Annotated in this window: 13 protein-coding genes; 3 read left to right on the top strand and 10 right to left on the bottom strand. The window is 73.5% G+C overall.

Going from position 1 to position 16,697, the window contains the following annotated elements; translation table 11 throughout:
• Position 1: 1 nt before the first annotated feature.
• The 7 genes from AC1DWH_RS16950 to AC1DWH_RS16920 are packed head-to-tail and all read right to left on the bottom strand — an operon-like array spanning position 2 to position 7,974.
• Positions 2-1,453 (bottom strand): phytoene desaturase family protein, encoded by a 1,452-nt coding sequence (locus AC1DWH_RS16950; RefSeq protein ID WP_477094671.1) that lies wholly within the window; start codon positions 1,451-1,453, stop codon positions 2-4.
• A gap of 55 nt (positions 1,454-1,508) precedes the next feature.
• Positions 1,509-1,910, bottom strand: coding sequence for a monovalent cation/H(+) antiporter subunit G (gene mnhG, locus AC1DWH_RS16945; protein ID WP_456845757.1), 402 nt, complete (start codon positions 1,908-1,910; stop codon positions 1,509-1,511).
• The gene (locus AC1DWH_RS16940) at positions 1,907-2,317 is read right to left on the bottom strand and encodes an MrpF/PhaF family protein (RefSeq protein ID WP_477094670.1); all 411 of its coding nucleotides are present in this window, start codon (positions 2,315-2,317) and stop codon (positions 1,907-1,909) included. Before AC1DWH_RS16940 ends, mnhG begins: the two co-directional genes overlap by 4 nt.
• Complete coding sequence (locus AC1DWH_RS16935; protein WP_477094669.1) at positions 2,314-2,865, bottom strand: Na+/H+ antiporter subunit E; 552 nt, start codon at positions 2,863-2,865, stop codon at positions 2,314-2,316. Before AC1DWH_RS16935 ends, AC1DWH_RS16940 begins: the two co-directional genes overlap by 4 nt.
• Positions 2,862-4,406 carry a Na+/H+ antiporter subunit D gene (locus AC1DWH_RS16930; protein WP_477094668.1) on the bottom strand — a complete coding sequence of 515 codons (1,545 nt, stop codon included), beginning with the start codon at positions 4,404-4,406 and terminating at the stop codon, positions 2,862-2,864. Before AC1DWH_RS16930 ends, AC1DWH_RS16935 begins: the two co-directional genes overlap by 4 nt.
• Positions 4,403-4,888, bottom strand: a complete 486-nt coding sequence (locus AC1DWH_RS16925) for a Na(+)/H(+) antiporter subunit C (RefSeq protein WP_477094667.1) — start codon at positions 4,886-4,888, stop codon at positions 4,403-4,405. Before AC1DWH_RS16925 ends, AC1DWH_RS16930 begins: the two co-directional genes overlap by 4 nt.
• Before the next feature lie 5 nt (positions 4,889-4,893).
• Positions 4,894-7,974, bottom strand: coding sequence for a Na+/H+ antiporter subunit A (locus AC1DWH_RS16920; protein WP_477094666.1), 3,081 nt, complete (start codon positions 7,972-7,974; stop codon positions 4,894-4,896).
• Positions 7,975-8,302: 328 nt separating this feature from the next.
• Between AC1DWH_RS16920 and AC1DWH_RS16915 the strand changes: the two genes are divergently transcribed.
• Positions 8,303-10,393: a (Fe-S)-binding protein gene (locus tag AC1DWH_RS16915; protein WP_477094665.1), complete on the top strand. Its 2,091-nt coding sequence runs from the start codon at positions 8,303-8,305 to the stop codon at positions 10,391-10,393.
• Complete coding sequence (locus tag AC1DWH_RS16910) at positions 10,390-10,833, top strand: pyridoxamine 5'-phosphate oxidase family protein (protein WP_477094664.1); 444 nt, start codon at positions 10,390-10,392, stop codon at positions 10,831-10,833. Before AC1DWH_RS16915 ends, AC1DWH_RS16910 begins: the two co-directional genes overlap by 4 nt.
• Before the next feature lie 86 nt (positions 10,834-10,919).
• Here AC1DWH_RS16910 and AC1DWH_RS16905 read toward each other — a convergent pair whose 3' ends face one another.
• Complete coding sequence (locus AC1DWH_RS16905) at positions 10,920-12,956, bottom strand: penicillin acylase family protein (protein WP_477094663.1); 2,037 nt, start codon at positions 12,954-12,956, stop codon at positions 10,920-10,922.
• A 218-nt stretch (positions 12,957-13,174) separates the two neighbouring features.
• Here AC1DWH_RS16905 and AC1DWH_RS16900 point away from each other — a divergent pair, with 218 nt between their 5' ends.
• A complete protein-coding gene (locus tag AC1DWH_RS16900; protein ID WP_477094662.1) occupies positions 13,175-14,947 on the top strand; it encodes an ABC transporter ATP-binding protein in 1,773 nt (590 codons plus the stop codon).
• A gap of 3 nt (positions 14,948-14,950) precedes the next feature.
• On the opposite strand, the gene AC1DWH_RS16895 is transcribed toward AC1DWH_RS16900, so the two are convergent.
• Positions 14,951-16,216, bottom strand: a complete 1,266-nt coding sequence (locus AC1DWH_RS16895) for a threonine/serine exporter family protein (protein ID WP_477094661.1) — start codon at positions 16,214-16,216, stop codon at positions 14,951-14,953.
• A 49-nt stretch (positions 16,217-16,265) separates the two neighbouring features.
• Entirely contained in the window at positions 16,266-16,697 is a 432-nt protein-coding gene (locus AC1DWH_RS16890) for a MarR family winged helix-turn-helix transcriptional regulator (RefSeq protein ID WP_456845016.1), read from the bottom strand.

Genomic DNA, 16,697 nt, shown 5'->3' with positions numbered 1-16,697 from the left:
GTCAGGCCGGCGCCAGGCTCGGCATCGACGGGATGCCGAACTCGCGCAGCACCCGCCGCGCCGCGTACCAGCCGCCCAGGCCGTGCACGCCGGGGCCGGGCGGGGTCGAGGCCGAGCAGAGGTACACGCCCGCGCGGCCGGAGAAGTACGGGTCGAGCCGCCGGGTCGGGCGGGCGAACAGCTGGCCGAGGCTGGCGGCCCCGGCGGAGATGTCGCCGTCGACGTAGTTCTCGTTGTGGTCGCTCAGGTGGGCGGCCGGCGTGCAGCGCGACGTGACGACGACGTCCCGGAACCCCGGCGCGTACCGCTCGATGTGCCGGGTGACGGCCTCGGTGACGTCGACGGACGAGCCCTTGGGCACGTGCGCGTAGGTCCAGAGCGGTCGATAGCCACCCGACTCCCGTGAACGGTCCACCACCGTCGGGTCGCTGACCAGCACCATCGGCAGCTGCGCGTGCTCGCCGTGCGCGACCGCCGCCTCGGACCGGGCCATCTCCGCGCGGGTCCCGCCCACGTGCACGGTCCCCGCCAGGCCCACATCGGGCACGGCCCACGGCACCGGGCCGGACAGCACGAAGTCGACCTTGGCCGCGGCGTCGCCGTACCGGAAAGACTCCAAGGCCTCGCGGGAACGCGGCGGAAGCCTGTCGGCCATCACCTCGACCAGCGCGCGCGGCGTCGTGTCGAACACGTAGCAGTGCGCCATCGGCAGGTCCTCGTACCGCCGCACGCGGTGGTCCACCCGGACGGACCCGCCGTGGGCCACCAGGTCCGCCAGCAGCGCGGCCGTGATCGCCCCCGAGCCGCCGCGCGGGATCGGCCAGCCACCCTCCCCGTGCCCGAGCGTCGCCAGCAGCAGCGCGGCGCCGGCCGCGGGGAGCGAGGGCAGCGGGCTGATGGCGTGCGCGGCCACGCCCGTCAGCAGGGCGGGCGCGACGTCGTCGACGAACCGGCGGTCCCACGCCCGCGTGCCCTGCTCGAGCACCCCGAGCCCGAACCGGACGGCCGCGCGGGGGTCGACGCGGGGCACCGAGCGCTTGTCGCCCAGCGCGACCTTCACGACGTCCGCGGCCGACCCGCCGACCAGCGACCGCCAGGCGGGGCCGTCGACCCCGAGCGACGCGACCGTGCGCTCGAGCGAGCGGTAGGCCAGGCCCGCGCGCCCGCCGGGCAGCGGGTGGGCGTAGGACACGGAGGGGACCAGCAGCTCGACGCCGCGCGCCCGCAGGTCGAACGCCTGGAAGAACGGCGACGCCCACGCCATCGGGTGCACGGCCGAGCAGAGGTCGTGCACGATGCCGTCGGCCAGCCCGAGGTCGAGCGTCCTGGCGCCCCCACCGACGGTCGGCTGGGCCTCCAGCACCTCGACCCAGAGCCCCGCGCGGGCCAGCGTCACCGCGGCCGCGAGCCCGTTGGGTCCCGAGCCCACGACGACGACGTCGGGCCTGGTCATCGCTGCGCCGCGGATGCCGCCATCTGCCGAGTCTGCCCTGTCCGCTCCCGCTTGGTCAGTCCCGGGGATCCTCGTCGTCGGGGCGGTCGACGTCCCGGGCGCGCGCCCGCTCGGTGTCGTCGGTCAGCTCGTCCACCACCAGCAGGTCCCGCCTCACCTTGCCGGTCCGGAACCCGGCCCGGCCAACCATGTGCGCGGCGACCGGCGCGGTGAGCATCTGGAAGACGGCCACCAGCACCAGCGCCCACACCGCCCCGCCGGACCGCAGCCGCAGGGCCAGGCCGATGAGCACGAGGACGAGCCCGAGCACCTGCGGCTTCGTGCCCGCGTGCATGCGGGCCAGCAGGTCGGGGAACCGCAGCACGCCGACGCCCGCCGCGAACGCGAGGAACGCGCCCCCGAGCAGGCAGACGGCCGACGCCACGTCCGCGACCGTGGTCCACTGCTCCGGGCTCATCGGACCTCCCCGTCGGCGCCGCCGCCGTGGTGCTCGTCGGCTCCCTCGCGTCGACGCGAGCGACGGCCCTCCTCGGCGTCGTCCTCGGCGTCCATCCGCAGGGCCTCCTGCGCGGCGATCTCCTCGCGCGTGCGCACCCGGCCCTCGCCCTCGGGCTCCACGGACGCGAACCGCGCGATGGTCACCGAGCCGACGAAGCCGACCAGCGAGAGCACCACGAGGATCGGCACGACGTCCGCGCGGCGGTTGACGGCGGCGTACAGCGCGACCGCGGCGATCATCGTGGTCACGACGATGTCGAGCGCGACGGTCCGGTCCAGCATGGACGGACCCTTCTCGGCCCGGATCACGGCCAGCACCGCGCCGACAGTGAGCAGCACCCCGCAGACGACGACGACGGCGGTCATGCGCGCACCCCCAGCCCAGCGGCGTCGAGCTCCTCGTCCGACGCGAACGCCCTGAGCACCCGCTCCTCCTGGTCCAGCACCGACTGCCGCGCGGCCTCGATCCCGCCGCTCTGCCGCACGTCCAGCACGTGCAGGTACAGCATCCCGGTCAGCCGGTGCGCCTCGACCACCAGCGAGCCCGGCACCAGCGACGCCAGCTCGGCGGTCATGGTCAGGTACAGGTCCGAGTGGCTGCGCAGCTGCACGCCGATGACCGCGCCGCGGGGGACGTACCGCGGGCGCAGCGCGATGAGGCTGACCTCGAAGGACGCCTTGACCAGGTCGGTGGCGAAGCGCAGCAGCAGCCTGACCAGCCCGACCGGGCGGATCCGCCCGTGGAACTCGATGGGGGCCATCCGCAGCCCGGTGGTCACGGCCAGCGCGATGAGCAGGCCGGCCAGCACGTTGCCGACCGACAGGTCGCCCCACAGGAACACCCAGACGACGGTCAGCCAGGTGACGGTCGCCCACTGGGTCCGCCAGGCCCGGCGGCGCTGGTGCAGGCTCATGGGTGGTCCTCCGCCACGTCGTCGGACACGCCCTGGCCGCGCTCGCCGTCGGGCAGCACGGCGTCGACGTACGGCGTGCGCTCGGCGAGCGCGACCGCCGCGCGCTCGGTGTAGGCGTACAGCGGGCCGGCGGTGACCGTCAGCAGCAGGCCGATCCCCACCAGCGCGGCCGTCGGGGCGACCATGCCGATCGGGAGCCGCACCGGCGGCCGCGGCGTCTCGGGGGTCTGCCAGAACGCCTTGTTCCAGGCCTTCACCAGCGCGTACAGCGTGAGCAGGGACGTCAGGACGCTGCCGACGACGAGCACGTACGCCAGCGGTGTCCCCACTTGTACACCGGCCTCCAGCAGCCCGACCTTGCCCAGGAACCCGGACAGCGGAGGGATGCCGGCCAGGTTCATGGCGGGCACGAAGAAGAGGATCGCCAGCACCGGCGTCAGCTTGGCCAGGCCGCCCAGCTTGGTCAGCGACGTCGAGCCGCCGGCACGCTCCACCAGGCCCACCACCAGGAACAACGCGGTCTGCACGGTGATGTGGTGCACCACGTAGTAGATGGCGGAGGTGTAGCCCAGGTCGGTGGCCAGGGCGATGCCGAACACCATGAACCCGATGTGGCTGACCAGCGTGAACGAGAGCAGTCGCTTGATGTCGTCCTGCGCGACCGCGCCGAGGATGCCGACCACCATGGTCGCCAGCGCGGCCCACAACAACGCGTCGTCCAGCCGGCCGTCCGGGAACAGCAGGGTCTGCGTGCGGATGATCGCGTACACGCCGACCTTGGTCAGCAGGCCCGCGAACACCGCCGTGACGGGCGCGGGGGCGGTCGGGTACGAGTCCGGCAGCCACGCGGACAGCGGGAAGATGGCGGCCTTGATGGCGAACGCGAGCAGCAGCAGCACCTGCAGGACCAGCCGCACGCCGGGGTCGATCTCGGGCAGCCGCAGAGCCAGCTGAGCCAGGTTCACGGTGCCGCAGGCGGCGTAGATCATCGCGATCGCCACGAGGAACAGCACCGAGCTCAGCAGCGCCACGACGATGTAGATGGTCCCCGCGCGGATGCGCTCGCCGGTGCCGCCGAGCGTGATGAGCACGTAGCTGGCGGCCAGCAGGATCTCGAACCCGACGTAGATGTTGAACAGGTCGCCCGACAGGAACGCGTTGGCGACGCCCGCCGTCAGCACCAGGTACGTCGGGTGGTAGATCGAGACGGGCGCGGACTCCTCGTCGTCCTCGCCACCCTGCGCCAGCGAGTACAGCAGGACGCAGAGGGTCACCGCGCTGGAGATGGTGAGCATGAGCGCGGACAGCCGGTCGGCCACCAGGTCGATGCCCACAGGCGCGGCCCAGCCGCCGACGTCGACCACCAGCGGGCCGTCGTCGGCAAGGATCAGCAGCGCCACGCTGGCCACCAGCACCAGGCTCAGGGCGACCACGGAGACGAACCGCTGGAGGTTCGGCCGGCGGTAGAGGGCGAGCGCGAGGCCGGCCGCGGAGAGCGGGATGACGACCGGCAGCGGGACGATCCAGGTGAAGTCCGTCATGACGACACCCCCGGGGACCTGGCCGGCGCACCCTCGTCGGTCTCGTCGCGCGCCTCGGCGGCCTCCTGGTCCAGCGACTCCGCGGCGACCGCCATGTCCGAGTCCGTCACGGCGAGCTCGTCGCGCGCGGCCAGCCGGGCGATGCGGCGGTCCTCGACGTCGTCCTGCACCTCGTCGTGCCGGTGCAGCTGCCACGAGCGGTAGGCCAGGGCCAGCAGGAACGCGGTCATGCCGAGCGTGATGACGATGGCCGTCAGCACCATGGCCTGCGGCAACGGGTCGCTCATCTGCCCCTCGGGCGTCGCCCCCACGATCGGCGGGCGGCCCGCGGCACCACCGGCCACCAGGAACAGCAGGTTCGCGCCGTTGCCGATGAGGATGACGCCGATGAGCACGCGCGACAGGCTGCGCTCGAGCAGCAGGTAGACGCCGCCGGCGAACAGCACGCCGATGGTGACGACGAGGACGATGTTGGGGCTCATGTCGATCACGGCACGCCCCCGTCCCAGCCGGCGGGCCGGGCGGCCGCGGCCACCCGCTCGGGCAGGTCGGGGTCGTCGGGCACCGGGTCCTCGCCCGTCTCGGCCCGGCGGTCGATCTCCGCCCCGAGGCTGCGCAGGATGTCGAGCACCAGCCCGACGACCACCAGGTACACGCCGATGTCGAAGAACAGCGACGTCACCAGGTGCAGGTCGCCGATCACCGGCAGGTGGATGTCGAGGATCCAGGACTGCAGGACCTCGCCCCCCGCCAGCAGCGCCAGCAGCCCGACGCCGGCCGAGAGGAACAGCCCGAGCCCCAGCAGCAGGCCGGGCTGCACCGGAGCCGCCTCGCCCAGCTCGTACCGACCCCCGGCGAGGTACCGGACGATGAGCGCGATGCCCGTCACCAGTCCCGCCGCGAACCCGCCGCCCGGGGCGTTGTGGCCGCTGAACAGCAGGAACACCGAGTAGACGATCATCGTGTGGAACAGCAGCCGGACCACGACCTCGAAGATGACCGACCGCCGCTGCGGCGCCAGCGTCCGGCCCGCCTGCAGCCACTCCCTGCCGCGGGCGGCGCTCGACGGCACCGCGGACTCGTCGCGGTCGGCGACGATCCCGCCCGCGTCGACCTCGGCCGCGTCGCCGCCCGGCCGACGGAGGGCCGCCATCGGGTCGTCGGACCCGCCCCACACCGCGCGGTCCCGGCGGGCGTCCTGCGCCCGGTAGATCGCGCCGGCTCGACGGGACAGGAAGACCAGGGACGCGACGCCGGTCGCGGCCACCAGCAGCACCGAGATCTCGCCCATCGTGTCCCAGGCGCGGATGTCGACCAGGGTCACGTTGACGATGTTCTTGCCGCCGCCGAACCGGACCGCCTCCTCCGCGAAGTCCTTGGAGACCGGCAGGTGCATCCGGGCTCCGGGCGCGACGAGCGCCACGCCGGCGACGGTCAGCCCGACGGCGAGACCGAGGGCCAGGCGCACCCAGCGGCTCGCGGCCAGGGGCCGGTCGGAGAAGTACGGGGGGAGGCGGCGCAGGACCAGCACGAACACCACGAGGGTCACGGTCTCGACGAGCACCTGCGTCAGCGCCAGGTCGGGGGCGCCGTGCAGCAGGTAGAGGCCCGCCACCGAGTAGCCGCCGATGCCCAGCAGGATCACGGCCTTGAGCCGTCGGCGGGCACGGACCACCAGCAGCGTCGAGGCGATCGTGCCGGCGGCGAACACCAGCTGCGCGGGGTTGTCCCAGACCGTGAGGCTGGTGGGGAACGTGGTGCTGAGCAGCGTGGTCGTGCCCACGGCCAGCACGAACACCACGAGGATCAGGCCGAGGTACAGGGGCAGGGAACCGCGCTGGGTGACCGCCGTGACGTCGGCCGCGACGTCGTCGAGCCGCCGCATGAACCGGCGGTAGACCACGTCCGCCTCGGGCCCGCGGTAGCCGTTGCTCTGCCAGCGCTCGACCCGGTCGCGGACCAAGAACAGCAGTGCGCCGGCCAGCAGGATCGCGAGCGTGAGGACGAACGTCGGCGTGAACCCGGACCAGATCGCGAGGTGTCCGGGCGGCCCCTCCGGATAGGTGTCGGCGTACGGCCGCAGCAGGTGCTCCCCCAGCTGCGGCAGCAGCGCGACGGCCAGGCCCAGGACGGCGAGGATCATCGCCGGCCACACCAGCAGCAACGACGGGTGCGTGATCGAGGCCGGGTGGGCGTCGTCGCGGGCGGCCTCCCCGAGGGACGTCCCCGGCTCCGTCGACTCCTCGAGCGCCTCGGGCACCACGGCCGGCTTCGTCGCGAAGGCCCCCCACCAGAGCCGCAGGCCGTACGCGACCGTGAGCACCGAGCCCACCGACACCGCGACCAGCACGGTCATCCCCACCGCGCTGTCGTCCAGGTGGCCGAGCGCCTCGAGCCCGGCCTCCTTGGCCACGTACCCCGCGAACGGGGGCAGCCCGATCATCGACGCCGTCGCCAGCGCGCCCGCGAGCGCCGTCAGCTTGAGCTCGCGGCCGACGCCGGACAGCCGCCGCAGGTCACGCGTGCCGGTCGCCGCGTCCACGACGCCGACCACCAGGAACAGCGCCGCCTTGAACATCGCGTGCGCGCCCAGCAGCGCCAGCCCCGCGAGCGCCGTCGCCCGCGTGCCCAGCCCGACCAGCAGCACGATGAGTCCCAGCTGGCTGACCGTGCCGAACGCGAGCACCAGCTTGAGGTCGTGCTGCCGCAGCGCCCGGTACCCGCCGAGCAGCATGGTGCCGCAGCCGAGCACGATGACGATCCACTGCCAGGTCGGGTCCGTGGAGTACGCCGGCGCGAACCGCGCGACCAGGTAGACGCCGGCCTTCACCATCGCCGCGGCGTGCAGGTACGCGCTCACGGGGGTCGGCGCCGCCATGGCCGCGGGCAGCCAGAAGTGGAACGGGATCAGCGCCGACTTGGTGACCGCCCCGGCCAGCAGGCAGACGATCGCGACCGTCACCGCCGCCGTCCCCCGCGGGGGGTTCGCGATGACCTCCGACAGCCGGTACGTCCCCGCCGCCTCGCCCAGCAGCACGATCCCGACCAGCATCGCGAGGCCGCCGGCGGTCGTGATGACGATGGCCTGCATGGCCGCCCGCCGACTCGCCTTGCGCTCGGCGTAGTGGCCGATGAGCAGGTACGACGTCACCGTCGTCAGCTCCCAGAACACGAACAGCAGCAGCATGTCGTCGGCGGTGACCAGGCCCAGCATCGCCCCGGAGAACGCGACGAACACGCCGCCGAACCGCCCCAGCCCCGACGCGCTCGTCTTGAAGTACGCCGAGCAGTAGACCAGCACGAGGGCGCCGACCCCGCCGACGATCAGGGTCATCAGCCACGACAGCGTGTCCAGCCGGAACGTCAGCTCCAGCCCCAGCGCGGGGATCCACTCGACCTGCTCGACGGGACCGTTCCCGGCCTGCACCTGCGACGTCCAGGACAGCGCCCAGACGGCCGCGGAGGCCGGCGCGAGGGCCAGCACCCAGAACGCCTTGCGACCCATCCACCGGACGAGCAGGGGCGCGACGACGGCTGCGGCGAGTTGAACGGCGAGCAGCAGCAGCACGTCCGGCTCCGTCCTGTAGGGCGGGTCGACGGGGGTGGGTCTGTTGTAGGCGGTGCAGGTCCGAGCATGCGCGGCGGCTGTCGTCTGCGCCCCCGCGATGCACTGATGATTTGGTCAAGACTGTACCAACCGGATTCCCACACCTCTTCCCACGCCCGCCGCCCGGCGGCTCGGCCCGGGCTCCGCTCCCGGTGTCGTGAGTTTCCGACGAGGTCGTCGGTTGCAGCTCACGACATCGTCGGAAACTCACGACGTCGTCGATAGACCGCGTGCTCGGTGGCCGGCGGCGGCCCGGGCTCCGGGGCACGGGCCCGCTAGCGTGGCGCCCGTGGATGCGCTGCAGGTGGTGTGCCTGGTCCTCGTGATCGTCGCGACCGTGGTCGGGGTCGCGATCTTCGCGCGCGGCGCGGGCGCCATCGTGCGGACGGTCCGGGTCGGGCGGCCCGCGTCGGGGCGCTGGGCGCCCGTGGGTCCGCGGCTGGCGACGCTGGCGCGCGAGGTGCTCGGGCACGGGAGGTTCCAGCACCGGCCGGCGGTCAAGGTGGCGCACTGGGTCGTCATGGTGTCGTTCGCGCTGCTGTTCCTCACGCTGCTGACCGGGTACGGGCAGGTGGTCGACCCGTCCTTCTCCCTGCCGCTGATCGGGCACTTCCCGCCGCTGGAGTGGGCGATCGAGGCGATCGCGTGGGCGTCGCTGGTCGGCATCCTGGCGCTGATCACGCTGCGGGTGCGGCTCGGGTCCCGTGAGCGGGGGTCGCGGTTCTTCGGGTCGAACCAGGGGCAGGCGTTCTTCGTCGAGGCCACCGTGCTCGTGGTCGTGCTGTGCGTCCTCGTGCTGCGCGGGCTGGAGTACTCGCTGGCGCCCACCAGCGCCTGGCACTTCCCGCTGACCGCGTGGTTCGGCTCGTCGTGGACCGGGGTCGCGACGAGCACCCTGGAGACGGCGATCGTCCTCGTCGCGACCGTGAAGATCCTCGTGTCGATGTCGTGGTTCGTCGTCGTCGGGCTGCAGCCGACCATGGGGGTCGCGTGGCACCGGTTCCTCGCGATCGTCAACGTGTACGCGCGCCGCGAGCCCACCGGCGGCGCCGCGCTCGGCCCGCTGCAGCCGCTGACGCTGGACGGCGCGCCCGTCGACCTCGCCGCCCTGGAGGACCTGCCCGACGACGCCCGCCTGGGGGTCGGCGCGATCGAGGACTTCACGTGGAAGGGGCTGCTCGACTTCTCCACCTGCACCGAGTGCGGCCGCTGCCAGGACCAGTGCCCGGCCTGGGCGACCGGCAAGCCCCTCTCGCCGAAGCTCGTCACGCTCGCGCTGCGGGACCACGCCGCGGCGACGGCGCCGTACCTGCAGGCGGGCTCGGTGGACCAGAGCCACGCGGGCATCGACCTCCTCGGGTCCGGCGTCATCGACCCCGACGCCCTGTGGGCCTGCACCACGTGCGGCGCCTGCGTGCAGCAGTGCCCGGTCGACATCGAGCACGTGGACGCCATCGTCGACATGCGGCGCTACCAGGTGCTCATGGAGTCGGCGTTCCCCAAGGAGCTGGGCGGCACGTTCAGCAAGCTCGAGCGGCAGGGCAACCCGTGGGGGCTGCCGGCGCGGAACCGGCTGAACTGGGCGAAGGGTCTGGACTTCGACGTGCCCGTGGTCGGGGTCGACGTGGAGTCCGCCGCCGAGGTCGAGTACCTGTTCTGGGTCGGCTGCGCCGGCGCGTACGAGGACCGCGCGATCCGCACGACGAAAGCCGTCGCGGAGCTGCTGCACACCGCCGGCGTCGCGTTCGCCGTGCTGGGCGACGGCGAGTCCTGCACGGGCGACCCGGCACGGCGGGCGGGCAACGAGCTGCTGTTCCAGATGCTCGCGAGCGCGAACGTGGAGACGCTCAACGAGATCGGTGCCCAGCGGATAGTCGTGACCTGCGCGCACTGCTTCAACACCATCGCCCGCGAGTACCCGCAGCTGGGCGGCCGGTACGAGGTGGTCCACCACACGGAGCTGCTCAACACCCTGGTCGCGGACGGCCGGCTGACCCCGCTGCCCTCGACGGACGAGCGGACCGTGACCTACCACGACCCCTGCTACCTGGGGCGGCACAACCAGATCTACGCGCCGCCGCGCGAGCTGCTCGGCGCGATCCCCGGCCTGGCGCTCGCCGAGATGCCGCGGAACCGCGAGCAGTCGTTCTGCTGCGGCGCGGGCGGCGCGCGCGTGTGGATGGAGGAGTCGATCGGCACGCGGATCGGCACGGTCCGGGCCGACGAGGCGATCGCCACGGGCGCGGACGTCGTCGCGACCGCCTGCCCCTTCTGCACCGTGATGCTCTCCGACGGCGTCGCCGCGTCCCATGCCGTCGGCGTCCCCGAGGTCACCGACATCGCCCTGCTCCTGCTGGACCGCGTGAAGGAGGCACCGTGATCGGCCCGCGCAGCACCGAGCAGCGTCGACAGGACGCCCTCTACCGCCTCGGCCACGACGTCGACGCGTGGGTCGCGACGACCGACACGGCCACCGGCGCACCGCGCCTCACCCCGCTCTCGTTCCTCTGGCACGACGAGGCGCTGGTCTTCTCCACCCTCGGCACGAGCCCGACCGCGCACAACCTCGCGACGAACCCGTCTGTCCAGATCGGCGTCGGGCTCACACGCGACGTCGTGCTGGTCCAGGGGACGGTCGAGGTGCTGCCCGAGGTCTCCGACGAGCTCGGGGACGCCTTCGCCGCCAAGGCCGGCTTCGAGCCGCGGTCGCTGCGGGACCCGTACCCGTACTTCCGGCTCACGCCGCGGACCATCCAGGTCTGGCGCGAGGAGGACGAGCTGGCCGGCCGCTGGATCATGCGCGACGGGGCCTGGCGCTAGCGGGGCTCGGTGCGTCTTCGCGTGAAGACTTCGTTCCGCTGGGCGCGACAAAGTCTTCACGCGAGCGATGGCGACGGGGCCTGGCGCTAGCCGGGCTCCTCCTCGAGCCGGTCCCAGGCGGTGACGACCTCGACGGTCTGCGCCGACGCCCACGTCGCCAGCTGGTCGGTCGCGTGCGGGCTCGCCGGGTGCCCGGACGCGCCGAACGGCACCCCCCACCGGCTGCGCGAGCGGTCGTCGAGGTCCCAGACCCACCGCGCGACCGATCCCCGCCACGACGCGTCGCTCACGCCCGGCACGCTCGCGGTGCAGCGGACGCAGTCGGTGTCGCCGGACAGCGGGACCACGTCGACCGCCGGCCCGGGGAAGCCGAGCAGCACCGGGACCGGCTGCAGCCGGTGGCGCTCGCCCCACGCCTCGTCGGCCGACGCCGCGACCCCTTCCAGCGCCTCGTGCGCCACGGCCACGCCGTCGATCCCGAAGGGCGCGGCCGCCAGGAGCTGCGGCAGCGCGTCCCCGACCCGCCCGGCCACCGTGAGCCACGGGTCGAACAGCGTGCCGCGCCCGTGCGGCTCGTGCAGCCGCGCCAGGGCCGGGTGCGCGGCGACCAGCACGGCCACCCGCGCCCGCCAGGCGGCGAACGCCCCCGCATCGACGCCGTCCGCGGACATGTGCCCGTCCCACGCGAGCAGCCGCCGACGCAGCTCGGCCGCCGCGGGCGAGAGGTCGTCCGCGCGACGCACCCATCCGAGCAGCTCCTCAGCGCTGCCGAGCAACGTGTCGCCGTGGATCGCGCTCATGTCGGCAGGCGTCCGCGGGCGGTCCGCGTCGGCGTCGAGCAGCGCGCGGATCCGTCGGGCGCGGTACGGCGCGACGTAGGCCCGCCCGAGGTCCCGGGAAGCGGCGTCCGGTCGCTCGTTGGCGTCGACGGCGACGTCCTGCACGGGCGTCGGCTCTGCCAGCCGGTGCCACGGCGCGGGACGAGCCGCGTCGGACCAGGCGTCGTGCGGCAGCCGGCGGTCGTCCCACGAGCGCGTGACGACGAGCCCGGCGTCGAGGCTGAGCACCGTCCCGTCGACGTCGGCCGCGAGCACGCGGTTGACCGGGTCGACCCAGCCGGCCAGGGCCGCGGCGACGTCGTCGGCGGTCCGGGCGCGCAGCAGGGGGAGCAGGCACGAGAAGCCGACGTCCGAGGCGACCCGGGCGGGGAACCGCACGCTCAGCCCGTCGAGCACCACCGGCCCGCGCTCGGTCTCCACCACCTCGACCGGCACGTCGGCGGCGCCGCGCACCCGGACCGTCTCGGTGTGTTGGCTCACCGGCGCCCACCCGTCCGGCCCGAGCGCGGTCCGCCCGTCGTCCGACAGCCGCTCCCGGAACACCTCGACGTGGTGCGCGATCGCGTTGGTGATCCCCCAGGCCGCCGACCCGGTGTGGCCGAAGTGCTGCACGCCGGGCACCCCGGGGAACGCCAGGCCGAGCACGTCGAAGTCGTCGCACGCGAGCCTGACCTGCTGGTACACGCCCGGCAGCTCGATCATCCGGTGCGGGTCGCCGGCGAGCAGAGGCTTGCCCGAGAGGGTCCGGGACCCGTGCAGCGCCCAGGCGTTCGAGCCCGACGACGCCGTCCCGTCCGAGTCGAAGAGGTCGATCGCCGGCTCGCCGAGCGTCGCGCGCACGTGCTCGTTCCACACCAGTCGCGGGAACGTCGAGAACAGCGCGTGCTTGACGTGCATGATCCCGAGCGGCACCCAGGACGGCCACGGCTCGTGCGGGGTGGCGGAGCCGAACCGGGCGTCCAGCGCGAGACGTTCCGCAGGCTCGTCGGCCAGGCCCTCGTTCACGCCCTCCACGTAGGCGTCGACGAACGCGCGGTCCTCGTCGCCGAGCGCTGCGTACGCCCGCTGCGCGGTGTCGGCCAGACGCGCGCGGCGCGCGAAGAGGTCCCACGCGACCCCGTCGGGCCCGATCCGCTCCGCCAGCCGTCCCTCGGCCTTCCACCGGTCGACCTCGATCTGCCAGCCGCGGTCGCGCGCCGTCACCAGCCCCTGCTCCCGGGCGAGCCCGAGGACGTCGGCGGCCCGGACGTGGGGCACGCCCAGCGCGTCGCGGAAGACGGTCATGACGGCATCAGCAACGGGCCTGCGGCGCCGGACCGCTCCTCATCCACGCGGAGACCTCCCTCGTCGACGGTGGGCACGCCCCGTGAGAACCCCGGCCACGGTAGCGAACGGCGTATGGCACCGGATCGGCGGCCGTCGCGCGCGCCCCGGTCGAATCGATCCACGAATCTCGCGGAAGGCGCTATCCGTCGAAGGCCTCGGATGTCACGATGGAACCCGTGACCGACAGCCACCACACGAACCTCGCGGTCGTCGACATCGACGGCGCCCACCCGGTCCGCTCGGTGTTCCGACTGCTCGGGGCACACCGGCGCCGGGTCCTGTCGGCCGTGGCGTTCTTCACGCTCAAGGACGTCCCGCTCTGGCTCATGCCGGTCATCACGGGCAAGGTCATCGACGTCGTGGTCGCGGGCGGACCGACGAGCGAGCTGTGGCTGTGGGCGTCCGTCGCGGTCGTCGCGCTGCTGCAGAACTACCCGAACCACGTGCAGTGGACCAAGCTCTTCATGGGCGCGGTCCGGCAGATCGGCGCGGACCTGCGCAACGGGCTCACGGCCCGCCTGCAGAGCCTGTCGATCGGCTTCCACAGCCGGGTGAGCGCCTCGATCGTGCAGACGAAGGTGGTCCGCGACGTCGAGAACGTCGAGGTGATGCTCCAGCAGATCGCGCACCCGCTGCTGAGCGCCACGATGGTCATGCTCGGCGCGATCGTCATGACTGCGATCGCCGTGCCCGAGTTCCTGCCGGTGTACGCGCTGACCATCCCGCTCGCCGTGCTGCTGCGGGCCGTGCTCGCGCAGCGGTCGCGGGAGCGCAACGAGTCGTTCCGGCGCGAGGTCGAGCACTTCTCCGCCCGCGTCGGCGAGATGGCCACCCTGATGCCGATCACCCGCGCACACGGCCTGGAGGCCACGGCCGAGGAGCGGGTCGCGGTCGGCGCCGAGGGGGTGCGCTCCGCCGGCTACCGGCTCGACGTGCTGAACGGCCGGTTCGCGTCGCTCAGCTGGGTCAGCCTGCAGCTGCTCGGGGTCCTCTGCCTGGTGCTGGCCGCCTGGGTGTCGATCACGGGGCTGATCACGATCACCGCCGGCCAGGTGGTGCTGCTCAGCTCGTACTTCGCGCTCATCACCGGCTCGGTGACCAACCTGCTCATGCTCCTGCCCATCGGCGCCAAGGGCCTCGAGTCGGTGCGCTCCATCGCCGAGGTCATGCAGGAGCCCGACCTCGAGGAGAACGCCGGCAAGCGCGTGGTGGACCGCGTCGACGGCCGGCTCACGCTCGAGCACGTGCACTTCCGCTACCCCGACGCCTCCGCCGACGCCCTCGACGGCATCGACCTCACCATCGAGGCGGGCCAGACGGTCGCGTTCGTCGGGCCCTCCGGCTCCGGCAAGTCCACGGTGCTCAACCTCGCCCTCGGCTTCCTGCGGCCGACCGGCGGGCGCCTGCTGCTCGACGGCGTCGACACCGCCCTGCTCGACCTGCGCTCGGTCCGCACCCACGTGTCCGTCGTTCCGCAGGAGTCGGTGCTGTTCGAGGGGTCCATCCGCGACAACGTCGCCTACGGCATGCCCCGGGTGTCGGACGAGCGGGTGCGCCAGGCCCTCGTCGACGCCAACGCCGCCGAGATCGTCGACGCCCTGCCCGACGGCTGGGACACGATCGTCGGCGAGCGCGGCGCCCGGCTGTCGGGCGGACAGCGCCAGCGCATCGCGATCGCCCGCGCGCTGGTCCGCGACCCCCGAATCCTGCTGCTCGACGAGGCGACCTCCGCGCTCGACCCCGAGTCGGAGGCGGCCGTCAAGGAGGCCCTCGCCCGGCTCATGCGCGGACGCACCACGCTGGTCGTCGCGCACCGGCTGTCCACGATCCGCTCCGCGGACCGCATCGTCGTCCTGGACGACGCCCGCGTGGTCGAGGTCGGCACGCACGAGGACCTGCTCGCCGCCGACGGGCGCTACGCGCGGCTCCAGCGCGCCCAGCAGGTGTGAGCGTCAGCGCTCGAACGCCCACGTCCGGTCGGTGAGCATCCGCGCGATGGCCAGCCCGATCGCGAGCGCCGCGACGACGAGGGCCGCCTGCACCCCGTAGTCGAGGGCCTGGACCGTCCGGCCGTTGGAGATGTGGAACACCGACCGGTAGACCAGCACGCCGGGCACCATGATCGTCACGGCGGGGACGTAGACGGTGATGCGCGGGACGTCGAGCCGTGGCGCGACGACGGCGGCGAGCAGGCCGACCACCAGCGCCGCCATCGCCGCGGCGGCCTGCGGGGGCACCGACGCGGCGACCAGGTGGATGCGCGGCACGTTGGCGACCATCCCGACGACGGCGGCCGCGAGCGCGATCCGCCAGGGGCTGTTGAACATCAGCGCGAAGCCGAGCACCCCGAGGAAGCTGGCGACCAGCTGGAGCGCGATCAGCGGGCCCGCGGCGAGCGCCGGCGGGCTGGGCGGGTCCGGGGTGAGGCCGACGACGAGCGAGAGCGCCCAGACCGCGAGACCGGCCGACGTCACGATCATCAGCGCGTAGGTGAGCCGGGCGACCGCCGCCGAGAAGTCGAGCTTGGCCAGGTCGAGGAAGCCGGTGACCAGCGGGAACCCGGGGATGAGGAAGAGGACCGCCGACACGTACCCGACCTCGTGCCGTCCGCCCGTGACCCCCGCCGCCTGCAGCAGAGTGACGAACGCGAGGTAGCCGAGGCACGCCACCGTGGCGGCGAGCATGGTGACGCCGAACTGGTTGAACTTGCGGTGCAGCATCGTGCGTCGCAGCGCCTGCCCCAGGTACGCCCCGACGAAGACGCCGGCGATCTCGACGACGCCCCCGTTGTTGAGGAACGAGAAGGCCGCGCAGGCGAGGGCGGCCCACAACGCGTTGAGCAGCACCGGGTAGAGCGGCGGCTTGGCCGCGATCCGGTCCAGCTCGGTCGTGACCTGCTCGACGGTCGCGGTCCCGGCCGTGTCGAGCCGTCCGGCCAGGTGCTCCAGCCGCGCGAGCCGGTCGACGTCGACCCCGATGCTGCGGACCTCGGTCACCTCGGTGCGGAAGCTCGCTCCCCGGTGCGACGTCGTCGTGATCTCCGTGAGGGTCACGTGCGCCTCGTGCCGCTCGATGCCCAGCGCACGGGCGACCCGCGCCATGGACGCCTTGACCCGGTACGCCCCCGTGCCGGCCGACAGGCTCAGCCGCCCGACCTGCAGCACCACGCCGGAGCGACGGATCAGCTCGAGCTCGTCGTCGTCCGGCGTCGTGGGCACGTCCCCATGATGACGTGCCGGTCGACCCTGGACCGGGCCGATCGTCCCGCTAGGCCTCCGCGACCGACCCGCCGGCGACCACGCGCAGCAACCGCAGCAGCTCCGCCTGGTCCTCCGGGGACAGCCGCCCCAACCGTTCGGCCGCCCCCTCGTGCCGCTGGGCGGAGATCGCGGCGAGCATCGCCCGACCCGACGGCGTGAGCTCGAGCAGCGTCGCGCGCCTGTCGGTCGGGTCCGGGAGCCGCTGGACGAGGCCGTCCGACTCGGCCGCGTCCACCTTGGACGTCACCGACCGCGGCGCGACGTCCAGCGCCGCCGCGAGCTCCCCGAGCCTGCGCGGCCCGTCGCACCTCTCCAGCGTGCGCAGCAGCCGCAGCTGCCCGGGCGTGGTGCCCTGGAGCTCCAGCCGGGCGGCGGCGTCCCGGCGGACGCCGCGCAGCACTCCGTAGAGCAGCTCGAGCAGCTCCCCCGATTCGTCCAC

Source organism: Cellulomonas sp. P2_F12, from assembly GCF_056403775.1.
This window is presented reverse-complemented; position numbering and strand designations above follow the sequence as displayed.